The organism is Deltaproteobacteria bacterium, assembly GCA_016931625.1.
Classification (GTDB): Bacteria; Myxococcota; XYA12-FULL-58-9; order XYA12-FULL-58-9; family JAFGEK01; genus JAFGEK01.
The window spans coordinates 1-14873 of sequence record JAFGEK010000109.1 but is presented as its reverse complement, the minus strand read 5'-3'; the positions used below and the strand labels follow the sequence as shown (position 1 = coordinate 14873).

Below are 14873 nucleotides of genomic sequence, written 5' to 3'. Positions count from 1 at the left end.
AAACCTATGCGTTCAAAGAGAGTAAAGCAAAACTACGATCGTGGTTTTAGCCAATTATTGAAGATAAGCATTATTTGGTTGCTGTCATTATTTATTGTGATTGCAGGCGTAACCTCAACGGGGTGGGCTAATGTATCAAGAATTTATCGAGGTATGATTGGCTCTAAATATAACATTGTGTTTTTAGAAACTTATGACAATAATAAATCGAGCGGCCGCTATTTTTATCTTAATAAAGGCGTTGATATTTGGTTCAACGGAACAGTGGAAGGCATAAGAACGCGATATACCGAAACGAATAACAATAAAATAACCGGGTATTTTATACTAGGTGAGGATGATTCACCGCATGGTAAATTAATCGGGCAATGGAGTAACCCTGAGCATAGCAAGTCGTTTCCAGTTGAGCTTTATTACATCGGCGAAGGCGAAGCTCTCTATGAAAGTCTTAAGACAAAAAAAAATATTGAGGACTTATCTAACAGTACCCTAAAAGAGTATTTCTCTTATTACGACCAACGTTGCTCTTTAGATCCTGAGCGTGATGCTGATAAGATAAAGCAGATACTTAAAAAATGGTATTCATTTACTTGTGAAAAGAAATTTTGCGATGACGAGCAATATTACCTGGTGGCTGATACGAAGCTAGCACTTTTATTTAATCGCTTTATCGAGCAAACGACCATAAGTAACGGTTATTGTGGTGGAGCGTACCCGATGAAGAACGAAATTGAGCGATATATTTACGATAGCGAAAGCAATAAAGAAGTGAAATTTTCAGATTTATTCGAAGATTATACTACTAATCGTGATCTTATCATTGGTTTGTTTAAAATGGACCAGCAAGCACTAGCTGCTTTATCTCAAGAGCAACGCCAGTTGGTAGAGGGTTGTAAAGAAAGTCGAGATATGTCTGATAGAGGATTCGAGTTTGATGAAGCGAAACAAGAATTAATTCTTTATGGCAATTTTGCGCATGTAATGGCAGTCTGTCAAACTTTGCCACCGTTACGAGCACCAATATTATCATTAAAGCCTTACTTGAGTGAAATAGGTAAGGTATTTCTTAACGTCGACAAACCAACAACTAGTGATCAAAGAAGTCATTAGGTAATAAGTGTTAGTTACCTATCTAGACATCTAGATGCATATATGATACATCTAGATGCATGCGTACAACGATGGCAATTGATGACGATATTCTCTACCAACTTAAACACCGGGCTATTGCTGAACATCGTACTGTGCAAGATGTAGCTAATGAACTGCTACGCCAAGCAATTTTTACTAGATCTAAAAAACCAGTTTTTTATTTAAAATTGAAGGGTTATAAAGCAAAGTTGCAACCAGGTATAGATATTGCTGATCGTGAGCATTTGTTTGACATTATGAATGAATAGTATGCGAGTGAATTTATGGGGAAAATAATCAACGTATGATAGCCATTGATACAAATATTCTGGTGTACGCTGAGATTACTACAAGCCTACACCATAAAGTAGCAAAACAAATTTTAATAGACCTTGCCCAAGGAGATCGCCCTTGGGCTTTGCCATGGCCATGTGTTTATGAGTTTTTACGTGTTGTCACAAATCCGAGAGTATGCCACCCACCAATGCCGCTAGAGATAGCGCAAGCTGATTTACAAAATCTTTTTGCATCGCCGACAATAGTTTTATTAAGTGAAACCGAACGACATATAAAAATAATGCATAAATTAATAAAGCAGTCTAAAGCTAAAGGAAATCTTGTGCATGATGCGCATATTGCAACTTTATGTATAGAACATGGTGTTACAGAATTATTTACAGCAGATCGAGATTTTTTACGGTTTAAAGATTTACAGATTCGTGATCCATTTAATGTTTGAAAGCGTTATGGGTTATTCCTTCTCAAGAAAAGCCACCGCAATATTGTCAATAAAACCTCAAGCAATTAATCATTTAAATAATAATATATTAGCGTAATATAGAATGTTATTGCTTTGATGTTACACCTTAATTTATAAATCGCTCATATAGGGAGGGTTACATCTAGTGCAATCATCGACAACAACAACTGATTTAAATATTGTACTTCGTCCTGAATTAATGATCGGCATAATTGCTCCGATTGGTGTAGATTTAAATAAGCTAATAGCAGATCTATTGATGTATCTGACAATAGTACTGCCTCACGAGAAACTCTACGTTTTGTAGAAATTCTTTTTGGTCATCCGACTCATACCCCTAGAAAAAATGAAATGGCAATGTTTCATGCCTATGGGGCCAAATTGAGATCTTCATCAGCAGGGCGTCAAGTTGGCGCAGCTATTGTGTCAAAAAGTGGCGATATTTTAGCTGTAGGTACTAATGAAGTAGCTAAAGCCCATGGCGGGCAATATTGGCCTGATGAAGAAAATGAATATGATGGTAGAGATTTTGTACGCACTACTGATTCGACTTCTTTAATGTTATCAGCGATTTTAAAAGATTTATTGGCCCGTATGCAGCATTTAAAAAGAAGAATTTACTAGCGAGAGTATGCATCCTACATTAAATGACAAGGCAGTAATTGAAAGACTTATCGAGTTTATGCGGCCAGTACATAGTGAAATGGCCGCACTTATGACCTGTGCTCGACAAGGTACGGCAGTCAAAAATTGTGAAATGTACGTAACTACTTTCCCTTGTCATGAATGTGCTCGATTAATTGTTGCAGCTGGTATTTCGCGAGTATATTTTATTGAGCCGTACCCAAAAAGTCGAGTCACTGAAATGTATGATGACTCTATAGTGGTTGATAAAGAAGGTGATCAAAATCATATTTCATTTCGTGCTTTTGTAGGAGTAGCGCCACAACGTTTTATACAATGGTTTGAGGCACCAGAGCCAACTGGTAGGCATCCTGATGCAGAGATTTATCGTCGTGATAAAAATGGATGGGTAAAATGGGAAAATATAAAAGCTAAACGATGGCCAAGAGAATCTGACTTGCCAAGTGCCATTAATACCAGAGAAAAAATTGAAATGAAAATATTCGAAGAAATTTTGTCTAAAAAACAATTAATATCTGCAGATTAGAAGGAGTTATAAATGGAAACTAACTGGGTAAATGAAGTTTTAAAAAATGCTAAATCAGCTGTTAAATCTTGGCCTGAATGGATGCATAGGCCAGAATATCAAGTTACCCATATACAATTAACTCAAGCGCATAACTCACCATCAGAACAAAATGAGATATCTGCTAATAATATTTCTAGTGATGATGATTTAAATCTCAAGTAATTCCTTCACCGACTCTACCACAAACACCCTATCCTAATAACTTTTCAGTATATTTGTATCACGGTAGTATAATATTTGTCCAGCTTCTTCTTTTGAGACTTCAATCTGACGATGTTCTAAAATTTTTACAAGCTGAGCGCGAATATCTTCTGGTAGATGGGTTAAGGTGTCAGTAGAAGTAATGTCAAACGTCTTAGCGTTCATACGATTTGCAGTTGTGGCGTATTTAAGCTTATATTGCAAGTGTGGTTTTAACGTTTTAACACTTAATCCCAAAACTAAAAAAGGGCAATGGCAAACTCAAACACCGATAATTTATAATGTTGCGCAGTGTAAACTTTCAATTAAAGATGATGTACTGCGTGCACTATAGACAAAACCTGATGGCACTCAAGGGGTTAAAAATTTTATATTAACTAACTAAAACATCGTTATTATTTATTCTCCACGCAAACCATATTTTTTCATCTTATCGTTTAAAGTAACCCGCGAGATACCTAGTTCACGCGCGGCGGCACTTTGATTATGGTGAGCAGCATGTAAAGCTTCGCAAATCAAACCTCGCTCAAAAGCTTCTACACGTGTTTTTAATGAAGGCAACGAGTGATCATCTATTGTTGTTTTATGTTGTAAATTAGGCAGTAATGATAAATCGAGATGACCATCACATGAAAGTGCGACTAAATTTTCAATAGCGTTTTCTAATTCCCGTACATTACCGGGCCAATTATAATCACGTAGTCGTTGAAATAATTCGTCAGTAGTAGTTAATTCGCCGGTATTAAAACGTCGTGCAGACCGCTTTAAAAAATGTTTAGCTAGAGTTGCAATATCTTCTGGTCGTTCGCGAAGGGTTGGCACTTTTATATGCACAACATTAAGACGATAAAATAAATCTTCGCGAAATTGGCCAACCGCTACTTTTGCTTTTAGATCTTGATGAGTGGCGGCAATAACTCTGACATCAACTTTCCGGATTCGTTCTTCACCAACTGGACGAATTTCACCTTCTTGCAGAGCACGCAGTAATTTGCTTTGCATCGCTGGTGCTAGTTCACCAATTTCGTCAAGTAATAAAGTACCACCATCCGCTTCGCCAAATAGTCCCGGACGTGTACGTGTCGCACCAGTAAAGGCGCCGCGCGCGTGACCGAAAAGTTCAGCCTCGGCAAGCTCTACGGTTAAGGCTGCACAATTAAATTTTATAAACGGTTTATCGTGGCGCTGTGAAGCTCGTACTATTGCTTCGGCTACACGCTCTTTACCTGTACCACTTTCACCGGTAATTAAAACAGTAACATCTCGTGGCGCTACTCGTGCCACTAAAGTGGCTAATTTACGCATCGCCGATGAAGTAAAAATTAATGATTGTGATAATGCTAATTCACCTTGTAGCTGTTCATTAGTTAAAGTTAACCTCACGGTTTCTAAGGCGCGTTGTACAACTGCAAGCAATTCGTCATTTTCAAAAGGTTTACGAAAATAATCGTAAGCGCCGGCCTTAATAGCTTCAACAGCCTGTCGTTCAGAACCATGAGCAGTTATGACAATAACTTTGGGAGGTGGTGATTTAGTTAGTAGTTGTTTAAGTAATTCTATTCCATCCATGCGCGGCATACGCAAATCGGTAATCACCAGCTCACAAGTATTCTCATCATAGCTTTTAAGTGCGGCAATCCCATCTTCTGCGGCACTGATGTCGATATTTAAGGATTCAAGAATTTCTTTAATAGTATAAAGTACCCCAGGATCATCATCGACAATTAACACACGGGGTTTCATGTTTTTCTCCGAGAGATGGTGAGATTGATGTGAGAATAGGATTTATAGGTAAGCATAATTTTGCTTCACAGCCGCCATTTTGATGAGTGCTAAGTGTGAGTATGCCACCATGCTGGCGGGCCACAGCACGCGCTATGGTCAAACCTAATCCCGAGCCTTGTGCTTTAGTTGTTATGCCAGGATCATAAAGACGCTCGCCAAATTGTGTGTGGGCATCGCCAAAGCCATGACCAGTGTCAATTACATGAATACAAGCACCATCGTTAATGGTTGTTGCGAGAGTAATTTTGTCGCCTTTGCTGCTGGCTTCAATAGCATTTTGTAAAAGATTGATAATAATTTGTTTTACTTTGCGCCGATCACATTGAGCGTTGATGGTATTTCCTTGTACTTCAATAGTGATACCATGCTCTTGGCAAATACCTTCATATAATGTTGCGAGTTCATAACATAGTGACAATAAATCAACATCGCTTAATGAAAGTGGCACCAGTGGTCGAGAAAAATTTAAAAATTCTTCTAAGATCGTCTGCATACGGTCTACTTCACGCCTTAATACTGCTAAGCGCTCAGCGCCTTTAATGTCATTAATACTATCAGCTAGTAAACTGGATAAACCTTTAACACTTGCAAGCGGGTTTTTTAATTCATGGGCAATTTCACCTGATAAAGCGATTAGTTCTTTGGCACGTTCATTATGAGTACAGAATAACTCTTTATGAGCAGCAAAAGCATTATGGATCATATGATTAAAAATACGTCGAGCATTGCGACCAATAAACATGCCGCCAGTAACCATCAAAGATAAAATTAGAGTAGCGGTCCAGATGTGAATGTTGGTGTGACCCGCACGAGCGCCGCCACCTAAAATTACCGGATTAAAATCAGGCACAAGTTCAAATATTGCTATTATTGCCAGCAACCAAAGACCGATCACTTGCAAGGCCACAAGAAAGTATACCGTAGGTGTGGTAATGAATATATTAATAACAATGGCAATTGGTATTATTGCATAGATAAGGGGACTTTCGATACCACCAGTTACACTCACAATAGTCATATGGGCAATAACCGCAGCAGCTAAATTAAATTCTAATGCAAATCGACTTAAGCCTTTTTTGTTAAAACGAAAAACTTCATGCAGAAAAAAAAGCGTCAGTATACCACCGACTATGCAAGCAATAATCCATCGCCAAGGAGCAGGATCAGTAAAGACAAACCAAGCAAGCAAGGCAAATAACGGAGGGACAAAAAGCAAACGTGCCCAGATGAAGCGACCAAAAAGGCGGGCAAGCTCTTGCTGTTGAATTTCGGCAAAAAAAGGTGGTGTGGTATGTTCAGGCATAGCTTTGGTGATCTGCATTAAAGCATTCCTTATAGAGCAGCGCTAGCGACCGACAGCACGATCGATAGCAATTTTTGCTATGCCTGCTTGTGCCTTAGCATTTGCAAGACTCATTTCAGCTTGAAATAATTTATCATTGGCATCAAGCACATCGACTGAGCCGGTAGTACCAGCGGCAAAGCCTCTTTTAGCGGTAGCGGCAGCTTGAGCAGCTAATTCACGTTGTTTTAAAGCTAGACGTAATTGTTCTTGGGCAACTTGCAGTTCTCTAGTGGTATCTTCTACTTCTTGAATAATGCTAAGTCGCAGGGCATCAGCACTAGCGCGTGCACTGACGATTTGAGCTTGAGCTTGGTCTTTTTTGCCATAACGAAAACCGCCATCATATAAGGTCCAGTTAAGATCAATAGTGGTACGCCAGCCATTTTTTTTGCCGGAAGGATATTCTATATCAGAAGCAAAAACCGATCCCGTTGCTGATAACTCCGGGGCTAAACGCCACCACGCTGAACTAAGCTGTGCTTGCGCTGCTTTTGTAAGGCTGTTTTGCGCTAGCAGTTCGGGCCGATGTGATAAGGCATAATCTATAAGTTGTTGCTTTGCTTGTTGTAGAGTATCAGAGTTTTCTTCTAATTCGATTTTTATCGGTTCGCTTTGACCTAAAATAATTGCTATCGCTAAACGGGAGCGTTCTAACTCAGCTAAGGCACGTACTTTATCACTTTCTCGGCGGGTGGCATAAGTTTGCGCCTGCAAAATTGAGAGTTGCGCGGCAGTACCAGCTTGCACCGCTCGCATAGCCAATTGCACTTGTTCTTGGGCAACTATCACCGCTTGCTCAGCGGCCGTGACAATGGTTTCAGCGGCATTACTTAATAAGGCAGCGTTTTTTAAAACTGTACGTAATTGTAAACGAGTAGAATCGATAGTCGCGCTTGCCGCGGCGGCGGTTTCATTTGCTGCACGACGATCAGCCCAAGCAGTTGGTACAAATATTGGTACATGCAGAGAGCCAGTAGCACTAAATGACTCTTGTGGTTGCATTACGATATTTGGAGGTAGGTTATTTTGAGCGCTTGCTGGCAGCGGCAGTTGTGAAAAGAGAGTGCCTAAGGTTATTTCGGCTTTATCACTATTACGGGTATAATTTCCAGTTGCTATTAATTTGGGCAGCAATGGTGCAGTTGCTTGACGAACGATAGCCAAAGCCTCATCACTTCGGCTTTTGGCTTGCTTTAATGAGTAGTTTTGTTTTTCGAGCAGATTCAAAGCCTGAGACAATGATATAGTTTGTACTTGATCATTGGCTAGGGCTTTGGTGCTGATGAGTATTTGAGTTAAACTCAAGACAAAAATAATTTTATAAAGTTTTGACAACGACATGATTTCTCTCGTGCTTTTAAATTAATGCAACAAAATTTATGCAGTGTAACAGAGATATTATGTAAGCAAAGATGATGCCGAATTATTATTTAAATTTAAACGAAACAAAATAGCCTCTAATCATTATTAATAATTGTTAATTGTAAAGAAAAACGAACAGTACTGTCGGAAAACTTTACAACTTTTTATAAACGTCAAAGTGTTAAAAAGGCGATTATTATGAAGTTAGCATCAAAAAATGAAGCGGCATGATGTTTGCGTAAGTATATGAAAAAGGCTTTTTGCTAATTTTTACACATGGGAGATAGTCGTTAATATGCTTAAGACAATTATCGCCATAGGCGTTTTAGTTTTGGTATTAGCAGTTCTTTTAGCTACACGACTATATATACAAGCAGCGGCATTAAATGGGCCTGCAGGTGGTTCTGGTGAAATTGAAGGGGTTGATGTAGATTTATCCGCTCGCATTAGTGCGCGTGTTGCGAACATAAGTGTAACTAAAGGAGCTGTCGTTAAAAAAGGCGATTTGTTGTTAACGCTTGATTGCTCAGATCAGCAAGCCATGCTTTCTGAAGCCGAGGCACGACTGGCTGCGGCACAGGCTCAAGCTGGGGCAGCCAAGGCATCTTTAGAGGCTTCACAAAGATCACAAGAAGCTCTGGCAGCAGGTGAATCAGCAGCATTGGCTCAAGCCGAAGCTTTAGCAGCACAACGTGAAGCTGCAGAACGACAAGCAAAAAGGCTTGTCGAATTGGCTTTTGATGTAGCTGAGGCTAGCCGTGATAAAGCGCAAGCCAGCGCTGAGGGCCTCAGTCATCAAGAAAGTGCAGCGCGCGCACAAGTACAAGCTTCGATACAACAACGTCGCGCTGCCGGTGCCGCAGTGCGAGCTGCTGATGCGCAAAGTGCCGCAGCTCAAGCTGCTATTCGCGCTGGTGAAGCTGCCGTTTTACGAGCTCGGTTGCTCACCCAAGAATGTCAAATACGTGCGCCCCGTGATAGCATAGTAACTGAGCTACCTTTTGAGGTTTCAGAATTAGTAGCTGCCGGACAAATTTTAGTACGCTTAGCTGATATTACTGAAGTAAAAGCAACTTTTTATTTAGCTAATGCCGAATTGTCCTATGTAAAAACCGGAGCCGAAGCTATTGTCATAGCGGATGCTTGGCCAAACGAGAAATTCAAAGGCAAAGTAACTAATGTAAGCGTGCGTGCTGAATTTACTCCGCGAAATATTCAGACACGTAGTGATCGTGACCGCTTAGTATATCCAATAGAAGTAATTTTAGCTAATCCTGACTATAAATTGCGCCCTGGTATGCCCGTACAAGTTACATTGTTACAAGCTGGACGTTAAGCCATGCATAGCGAGGTAAAAAATACATCTGTAGCGGCACTAGCGGCAAATAACCTATCTCGAAGTTTTGGTGCTATAAAGGCACTTGATGGTTTATCATTTTCAGTTTACCCCGGTGAACTTTATGGGCTTGTTGGTCCCGATGGTGCTGGCAAAACTACAGCCATACGTGCATTAGCCGGATTAATTGATCGTGATGCTGGTCAAGCACAGGTAATGGGAAATGATTCTATTACCGGCAGCCGGTCAATTCGCGAAGCTATTGGTTTAATGCCGCAACAATATAGTTTGTATCGTGATCTGTCAGTAGCTGAGAATTTAGATTTTTTTTCACGGCTATATGTATTACCACGCAATGTTTTTCAAAAACGAGCTAAGCGACTGTTACATATTACCCGCTTGGCGCCTTTTGTTGATCGTCGAGCTGATGCTTTGTCAGGAGGCATGTATAAAAAATTAGCTTTAGCATGTGCATTATTACATGAACCTAAAGTGTTATTACTTGATGAGCCTACTAATGGAGTCGATCCGGTTAGTCGCAGAGAGCTGTGGGCGTTATTACATGAGTTTGTATCTGCTGGCATGGCCGTGCTTGTTTCGACGCCATATATGGATGAGGCTGAGCGTTGTGATCGTATTGGTTTAATTCATCATGGTAAGCTGCTATGTGAAGGGCGGCCCAATACTTTATTAGCCGAATTTAGTGATGAAGCCTATGAAGTTGTTGGTGGCAATCGTGAACAACTCGATAGAGTTTTATTACAAATGTCTGAAGTGAAAACAATTTTACCAGCCGGCTCTCGTTTAAATATAACCATAGCAAAAGGAAGTTCGGCTGTAGTTAATACGGCTATCGCGCCACTACAAACAAAGCTTATACCGCGTACACCTATTTTTGAAGATGTGTTCTTATCGCGTATTGGTCAGGGGTAAAAATGATAAGCACTACGATAACATACAATGATACAAATATTAGTATTGCGGCGAATCATTTAACCCGATGTTTTGGCTCATTTACGGCAGTAAACGACGTGTCGTTTACTGTGCAAAAGGGAGAAATATTTGGTTATCTAGGAGCAAATGGTGCAGGTAAATCGACTACTATTCGTATGCTAATAGGTTTGCTTAGCCCATCTAGTGGTAGCGGTCGTGTTGCGGGGTTTGATATTGCAACTAACGCCGAAATGGTTAAACGCAAGATAGGTTATATGTCACAAAAATTTTCTCTGTATCTTGATTTGCCGGTACGTGAAAATTTTTTATTCTTTGGCCAAGCTTATGGGTTAAGTGGCCGAGAGTTAAATTTACGTTGGCAAAAAATTATTGAGTTAATTGATTTAGTCGGTCATGAAAATGAAATTACCGGGTCACTCCCTGGTGGGATGCGCCAGCGTTTAGCGCTGGGTTGTGCTATTTTGCATCGTCCTGAAATTGTTTTTCTTGATGAACCAACAGCCGGTGTTGACCCGGTGGCGCGTCGTATTTTTTGGCGTTTGATCCGTGAATTGTCACGCCAAAAAACTACAGTCTTTGTAACCACGCATTACTTAGACGAAGCAGAATATTGTCAGCGTATCGGTCTCATGATTGATGGTCGTCTTGCGGCGCTAGATACTCCAACAGCATTAAAACAAACGTATGTTCCAGGTAGAGTATTAGTTGTGCGTGGACGAGGTTTGTTAAAAGCGATGCAAGCCCTACAAAACCAAAAAGGTATTATTGCAGTGACGCCATTTGGTGCGGGTTTGCATTTACGAGTGCGAAGCGAGTTATGGAATACTGAAAATATTACGAAAGTACTACATAATGAAGGCGCTAGCCAAATACAAATAGATGAGACTGAGGCAACACTTGAAGATGTATTTTTAGAGGTAGTTGGGAGCGCAAAAGCGACATAGGGAGTTGTTATGAAATTGCGCGCTTTTATAATGCGAGTGGCAGCAATGGCCAATAAAGAAATCATGCATATTCGTCGTGATCCACGCACCTTATTATTAGCACTGGGCATGCCCGTTATATTGTTAGTTATTTTTGGTTATGGGGTAAGTTTTGATATTGAACGCATACCATTAGTGACCGTTGATCATGATCAGAGTGCGGTATCAAGATCGCTAACGCAAGCTTTTACCTCAGCCAATGAATTTACCAACATTGGTAATAAAGATATAAAACAAGCCGAAGCACTTCTGCATCGCGGCGAGGCATTGGCAATTTTAGTAATTCCCGTAGACTTTTCAAAAGTACTTTTAGCTAATAAAACCTCACCAATACAGTTGATTATTGATGGTGCTGACCCGGTAGTTACTAATCAAATTATTTCAAAAAGCGATGCTATTGTACGGGCCCAAACCCAACGTCTTATTGGGGTGAGCGATATTTCATTGCCACTGCAAGTACAAGTTTGGACCAAGTATAATCCTTTAAACCGTTCAGCACTATTTTTAGTGCCTGGCCTGGCGGCGTATCTCTTGGCCATATCGGCGGTCATGCTAACCGCACTAACTATCGCGGGTGAATGGGAACGCGGTTCTATGGAACAACTATTTGCCTCACCAGTAGGGCGCCTTGAAATAGTTATTGGTAAACTTTTACCCTATCTGGTTTTAGGCATGGTTGAAGTTTTATTAGTTATTACTACGGGTGCTCTTGCTTTCGATGTGCCGGTGCGCGGTAGTTTAGTACTATTATTTACTTTTGCCTTTTTGTTTTTAATCGGTATGCTCGGGCAAGGATTACTTATTTCAGTTATTGCAAAAAATCAACTTGTAGCCACGCAAGCAGGGGCACTTTCTTCGTTGTTACCTTCAATGATTTTATCAGGTGTGGTTTTTCCTTTAGAGAATATGCCAAAAATTCTTCAGGGCCTCTCGTATATTGTATCGGCTCGTTATATGGTTGCAGCATTACGGGGGATCATGCTCAAAGGCAATGGCTTAGAAACATTATGGTCTGAGTTGATGGCGCAAATTATTTTTGCGACAGTAGTTATTACTCTGGCGACTTTACGTTTTCGCCGGAGGCTAGCATGAGTGCTTCGTCAATAATTAGCAGTCGTAGATTAGCCTTAATTCAAATTTGGGCGGTGTTTCGTAAAGAAGTTATGCAAACCGTGCGTGATCGTCGTATTATGTTTATGTTGATTATGGCACCAACGCTGCAGTCGATAATATTCGGCTTTGCGGTTGATTTTACTGTTGACCGTGTACCAACAGTAGTTGTTGATCTTGATCAAAGCGAACAAAGCCGTGAGCACATTAGGCGGTTGTTAGCAGATGGTACCCTGAGCTATTTGGCTACTACATATAGTGTTTTGCAAGCCGAACAAATAATTGATAATGATAAAGCAGCAGTTGCCATAGTCATTCCAAAAAGTTTTGGTCGCGCAATACTTGCGGGTAAAACTACAGCGGCGCAAGTTATTGTGGATGGTAGTGATCCTAATCGGTCAACTGTTGCAGGCATGGCAGTACAACGTTATTTTGGTGAAGTAAGTTTGAAATTATTACGTGACCGCATACCAGCGCAGCTTTTAGCAAAGCAAATGTTAATTACTGCCAAGCAACGAGTTTGGTATAACCCGCGCCAACTTTCACCGGTTTATATGATACCCGGCATTTTGACGATGCTGCTAACCGTAGCTACGACTATCGTACTTTCAATGGGATTAGCACGTGAACGCGAGATGGGTACACTTGAACAAGTATTGGTAACCCCAATACGTCCAATATATTTATTATTGGGTAAATTAATCCCATTTTTTATCATTGGCTTCATTGATTTATTGTTAATTCTAACTTTGGGCACCTGGCTATTTTCGGTGCCGATACGTGGTAGTCTCGTTGTTATTGTTTTAAGCACCACCTTATTTTTGTTATCGACTTTAGGGGTTGGGTTATTTGTTTCAACTATAAGTTCTACGCAACAACAAGCCTTTTTAGGCGGCTTTTTATTTATTATGCCTGCGGTTTTATTGGCAGGAGTGATGACCCCAATACGTGCCATGCCAAACTGGCTGCAATATATTACATATATTAATCCCCTGCGCCATTATGCGCATGTTATGCGAGCCTGTATGATTAAAGGAGCCACAATTATTGATTTAGCAGAACCTTTAATAGTGCTGCTGCTATTTGGCATTGGTATTTTAGGTGCGGCAACCCTTAGGTTTAAAAAGGCGCACTAAAATTAAAAAACAATACCCAAATTTATAAGCAGTGTATTAATTCATAATGGTTATACAAAAACAATATGTTAAGCATTTGCAGGGGGCACTGTTTTAAAAATTCGCATGTGGTGTTGGGAATTAAAATTAGCCATTAAATATATTTTAAATCAATTAAATCGATATCACGATAACGACGAAAATGTGCAATATTGTCTGTAACTAATTGATTAATTCTATGAATCTGCATAGTTGCAGCAATATTGGCGTCGTGTATCTGTTTTCCTTCACAACCTGCAGCAACAATGATTTGTAAAAGCTGATTTGTCACCGCCTCTGTTTCAGCAAGCAAAGTACTTCGTTTTAGCACTGCTTTTGTATTTTCTAAAGCTTGCTGCAAAGTTAATCCTAAGCCATTTACATTGATTGGCCTGGTCGACACGGCTATAAATTCGCGAATAATTTGACCACTTATACATAGTTCTATACCTTCATTTGGCAAATTATTCAGAACTCGTAATGCTTTTTTGTGCAATGAGCGTTTGCAATCAACCGCAGTTAGCAAGACGTTAGTATCACAAAAAATTCGCTCAGCGAGATTTGTCGTCATAGAAGTCCTCACGCGTCCATACCTGTTCATTACCAACTTCGGTATAGTATAATTGAATCGGTTCATAACCATTTTCAGGAGGTGCAGCGCGAGCAGCTTCTTCTAAAATAACACGAACCTCCCCTTGCACAGAGCGTCGATGAGCAATAGCGCGACGTTTTAATGCTTTAATAGCTAGTTCTGATAAGTCACGAATATGAATCCCAGGCATGGTATCATAATGACACCATTACAAAATGGTGTCAATGATAATTATCTTCATGTTACTGATACGGTATATGTCCGCAGCAGTAGCCCGTGGTGCTGGCGCAATAAACACACCAGCTAACCTTACAATTATTTTAAAGGTATCGCGGGTGTTATCAGATTTTTTGTAAAAGATGTCGGTCTCCCATCATACCTAACTACTTGTTTTAACGTAATATTTCAAGTTGCCTAGTAAGAAACAAATCAAGTATCTCCTTAATTTATCTAGCAAGCAAGTGGTCAAGCTGCCTCTCGTAATTCTACCTCGTATCCTAAGTTAGCTAAGCGCTTAACGAGCTGCTTGGTAGTGTTAATCTTATTATGTTTGTCAAAGTAATCTCCACTAAGATCGTGATATGACAAACCATTACGTAACATATAGTAAGCAGATGTAAGCATCGAAGTTGCCACAGCAATAATGGCTTTTTTGGGGCCGCGACGAGTTTTGAGACGACGAAATTGCGCCTGTTGATATGAGCCTTTCTTACGACTGGCAGCCCAAGCATACTGAACGAGAGTAGCTTTAAGCCATGGTGAACCATCACGAATACGTGTTTAATGATGTTTGCCAGCACTTTGGTCCATACGTGGGCATAAACCAGCCCACGAAATTAAATGCCCAGCCGTAGTAAATCGCGACATGTCAACACCAATCTCTGCCACTATCACTTCAGGTATAACCCGCGCCAACTTTCACCGGTTTATATGATACCCGGCATTTT

At 40.3% G+C, this 14873-nt stretch carries 19 protein-coding genes; 12 read left to right on the top strand and 7 right to left on the bottom strand.

The features are described from left to right. The first annotated feature begins 6 nt into the window (after nt 1–6). The 7 genes from JW841_09855 to JW841_09825 all read left to right on the top strand — a co-directional run bounded on the left by JW841_09855 (nt 7) and on the right by JW841_09825 (nt 3266). Nucleotides 7–1110, top strand: coding sequence for a hypothetical protein (locus tag JW841_09855; GenBank protein ID MBN1961241.1), 1104 nt, complete (start codon nt 7–9; stop codon nt 1108–1110). A gap of 59 nt (nt 1111–1169) precedes the next feature. Then, nucleotides 1170–1400 carry a hypothetical protein gene (locus JW841_09850; protein ID MBN1961240.1) on the top strand — a complete coding sequence of 77 codons (231 nt, stop codon included), beginning with the start codon at nt 1170–1172 and terminating at the stop codon, nt 1398–1400. A 35-nt stretch (nt 1401–1435) separates the two neighbouring features. Further along, a complete protein-coding gene (locus JW841_09845; protein MBN1961239.1) occupies nt 1436–1870 on the top strand; it encodes a PIN domain-containing protein in 435 nt (144 codons plus the stop codon). Between the two features lie 166 nt (nt 1871–2036). Beyond that, complete coding sequence (locus JW841_09840; GenBank protein MBN1961238.1) at nt 2037–2198, top strand: hypothetical protein; 162 nt, start codon at nt 2037–2039, stop codon at nt 2196–2198. A gap of 44 nt (nt 2199–2242) precedes the next feature. Continuing rightward, nucleotides 2243–2515, top strand: a complete 273-nt coding sequence (locus tag JW841_09835; protein MBN1961237.1) for a hypothetical protein — start codon at nt 2243–2245, stop codon at nt 2513–2515. A gap of 7 nt (nt 2516–2522) precedes the next feature. Then, a complete protein-coding gene (locus JW841_09830; GenBank protein ID MBN1961236.1) occupies nt 2523–3062 on the top strand; it encodes a hypothetical protein in 540 nt (179 codons plus the stop codon). Nucleotides 3063–3074: 12 nt separating this feature from the next. After that, the gene (locus tag JW841_09825; protein MBN1961235.1) at nt 3075–3266 is read left to right on the top strand and encodes a hypothetical protein; all 192 of its coding nucleotides are present in this window, start codon (nt 3075–3077) and stop codon (nt 3264–3266) included. Between the two features lie 33 nt (nt 3267–3299). Here the strand turns inward: JW841_09825 and JW841_09820 are convergent, their stop codons facing one another. From JW841_09820 to JW841_09805, 4 genes are all read right to left on the bottom strand, one after another. Continuing rightward, a complete protein-coding gene (locus JW841_09820; protein MBN1961234.1) occupies nt 3300–3470 on the bottom strand; it encodes a hypothetical protein in 171 nt (56 codons plus the stop codon). A 234-nt stretch (nt 3471–3704) separates the two neighbouring features. Beyond that, nucleotides 3705–5048: a sigma-54-dependent Fis family transcriptional regulator gene (locus JW841_09815; GenBank protein ID MBN1961233.1), complete on the bottom strand. Its 1344-nt coding sequence runs from the start codon at nt 5046–5048 to the stop codon at nt 3705–3707. Next, nucleotides 5020–6411: a GHKL domain-containing protein gene (locus tag JW841_09810; protein ID MBN1961232.1), complete on the bottom strand. Its 1392-nt coding sequence runs from the start codon at nt 6409–6411 to the stop codon at nt 5020–5022. Before JW841_09810 ends, JW841_09815 begins: the two co-directional genes overlap by 29 nt. A gap of 24 nt (nt 6412–6435) precedes the next feature. After that, complete coding sequence (locus JW841_09805; protein ID MBN1961231.1) at nt 6436–7776, bottom strand: TolC family protein; 1341 nt, start codon at nt 7774–7776, stop codon at nt 6436–6438. A gap of 316 nt (nt 7777–8092) precedes the next feature. On the opposite strand from JW841_09805, the gene JW841_09800 reads away from it, so the two are divergent. From JW841_09800 to JW841_09780, 5 genes are read left to right on the top strand one after another with little or no spacing between them, the layout of a single operon-like run. Further along, nucleotides 8093–9133: an HlyD family efflux transporter periplasmic adaptor subunit gene (locus tag JW841_09800; protein ID MBN1961230.1), complete on the top strand. Its 1041-nt coding sequence runs from the start codon at nt 8093–8095 to the stop codon at nt 9131–9133. A 3-nt stretch (nt 9134–9136) separates the two neighbouring features. Then, nucleotides 9137–10066 carry an ABC transporter ATP-binding protein gene (locus JW841_09795; GenBank protein MBN1961229.1) on the top strand — a complete coding sequence of 310 codons (930 nt, stop codon included), beginning with the start codon at nt 9137–9139 and terminating at the stop codon, nt 10064–10066. A gap of 2 nt (nt 10067–10068) precedes the next feature. Continuing rightward, the gene (locus JW841_09790) at nt 10069–11031 is read left to right on the top strand and encodes an ABC transporter ATP-binding protein (GenBank protein MBN1961228.1); all 963 of its coding nucleotides are present in this window, start codon (nt 10069–10071) and stop codon (nt 11029–11031) included. 9 nt (nt 11032–11040) lie between these two features. Next, nucleotides 11041–12162: an ABC transporter permease gene (locus tag JW841_09785; GenBank protein ID MBN1961227.1), complete on the top strand. Its 1122-nt coding sequence runs from the start codon at nt 11041–11043 to the stop codon at nt 12160–12162. Beyond that, nucleotides 12159–13316, top strand: coding sequence for an ABC transporter permease (locus JW841_09780; protein MBN1961226.1), 1158 nt, complete (start codon nt 12159–12161; stop codon nt 13314–13316). Before JW841_09785 ends, JW841_09780 begins: the two co-directional genes overlap by 4 nt. A 133-nt stretch (nt 13317–13449) precedes the next feature. Here JW841_09780 and JW841_09775 read toward each other — a convergent pair whose 3' ends face one another. The 3 genes from JW841_09775 to JW841_09765 all read right to left on the bottom strand — a co-directional run bounded on the left by JW841_09775 (nt 13450) and on the right by JW841_09765 (nt 14841). Then, nucleotides 13450–13905 (bottom strand): PIN domain-containing protein, encoded by a 456-nt coding sequence (locus JW841_09775; GenBank protein ID MBN1961225.1) that lies wholly within the window; start codon nt 13903–13905, stop codon nt 13450–13452. After that, entirely contained in the window at nt 13886–14116 is a 231-nt protein-coding gene (locus JW841_09770; protein MBN1961224.1) for a hypothetical protein, read from the bottom strand. Before JW841_09770 ends, JW841_09775 begins: the two co-directional genes overlap by 20 nt. 590 nt (nt 14117–14706) lie before the next feature. After that, nucleotides 14707–14841 (bottom strand): transposase, encoded by a 135-nt coding sequence (locus JW841_09765; protein MBN1961223.1) that lies wholly within the window; start codon nt 14839–14841, stop codon nt 14707–14709. Nucleotides 14842–14873: the final 32 nt, after the last annotated feature.

Bases quoted from the DNA above. Each gene is read 5' to 3' on its own strand.
- JW841_09855 (MBN1961241.1), top strand. From the start codon at position 7: ATGCGTTCAAAGAGAGTAAAGCAAAACTACGATCGTGGTTTTAGCCAA.
- JW841_09850 (MBN1961240.1), top strand. From the start codon at position 1,170: ATGCGTACAACGATGGCAATTGATGACGATATTCTCTACCAACTTAAA.
- JW841_09845 (MBN1961239.1), top strand. From the start codon at position 1,436: ATGATAGCCATTGATACAAATATTCTGGTGTACGCTGAGATTACTACA.
- JW841_09835 (MBN1961237.1), top strand. From the start codon at position 2,243: ATGGCAATGTTTCATGCCTATGGGGCCAAATTGAGATCTTCATCAGCA.
- JW841_09830 (MBN1961236.1), top strand. From the start codon at position 2,523: ATGCATCCTACATTAAATGACAAGGCAGTAATTGAAAGACTTATCGAG.
- JW841_09825 (MBN1961235.1), top strand. From the start codon at position 3,075: ATGGAAACTAACTGGGTAAATGAAGTTTTAAAAAATGCTAAATCAGCT.
- JW841_09820 (MBN1961234.1), bottom strand. From the start codon at position 3,470: ATGAACGCTAAGACGTTTGACATTACTTCTACTGACACCTTAACCCAT.
- JW841_09815 (MBN1961233.1), bottom strand. From the start codon at position 5,048: ATGAAACCCCGTGTGTTAATTGTCGATGATGATCCTGGGGTACTTTAT.
- JW841_09810 (MBN1961232.1), bottom strand. From the start codon at position 6,411: ATGCAGATCACCAAAGCTATGCCTGAACATACCACACCACCTTTTTTT.
- JW841_09805 (MBN1961231.1), bottom strand. From the start codon at position 7,776: ATGTCGTTGTCAAAACTTTATAAAATTATTTTTGTCTTGAGTTTAACT.
- JW841_09800 (MBN1961230.1), top strand. From the start codon at position 8,093: ATGCTTAAGACAATTATCGCCATAGGCGTTTTAGTTTTGGTATTAGCA.
- JW841_09795 (MBN1961229.1), top strand. From the start codon at position 9,137: ATGCATAGCGAGGTAAAAAATACATCTGTAGCGGCACTAGCGGCAAAT.
- JW841_09790 (MBN1961228.1), top strand. From the start codon at position 10,069: ATGATAAGCACTACGATAACATACAATGATACAAATATTAGTATTGCG.
- JW841_09785 (MBN1961227.1), top strand. From the start codon at position 11,041: ATGAAATTGCGCGCTTTTATAATGCGAGTGGCAGCAATGGCCAATAAA.
- JW841_09780 (MBN1961226.1), top strand. From the start codon at position 12,159: ATGAGTGCTTCGTCAATAATTAGCAGTCGTAGATTAGCCTTAATTCAA.
- JW841_09775 (MBN1961225.1), bottom strand. From the start codon at position 13,905: ATGACGACAAATCTCGCTGAGCGAATTTTTTGTGATACTAACGTCTTG.
- JW841_09770 (MBN1961224.1), bottom strand. From the start codon at position 14,116: ATGCCTGGGATTCATATTCGTGACTTATCAGAACTAGCTATTAAAGCA.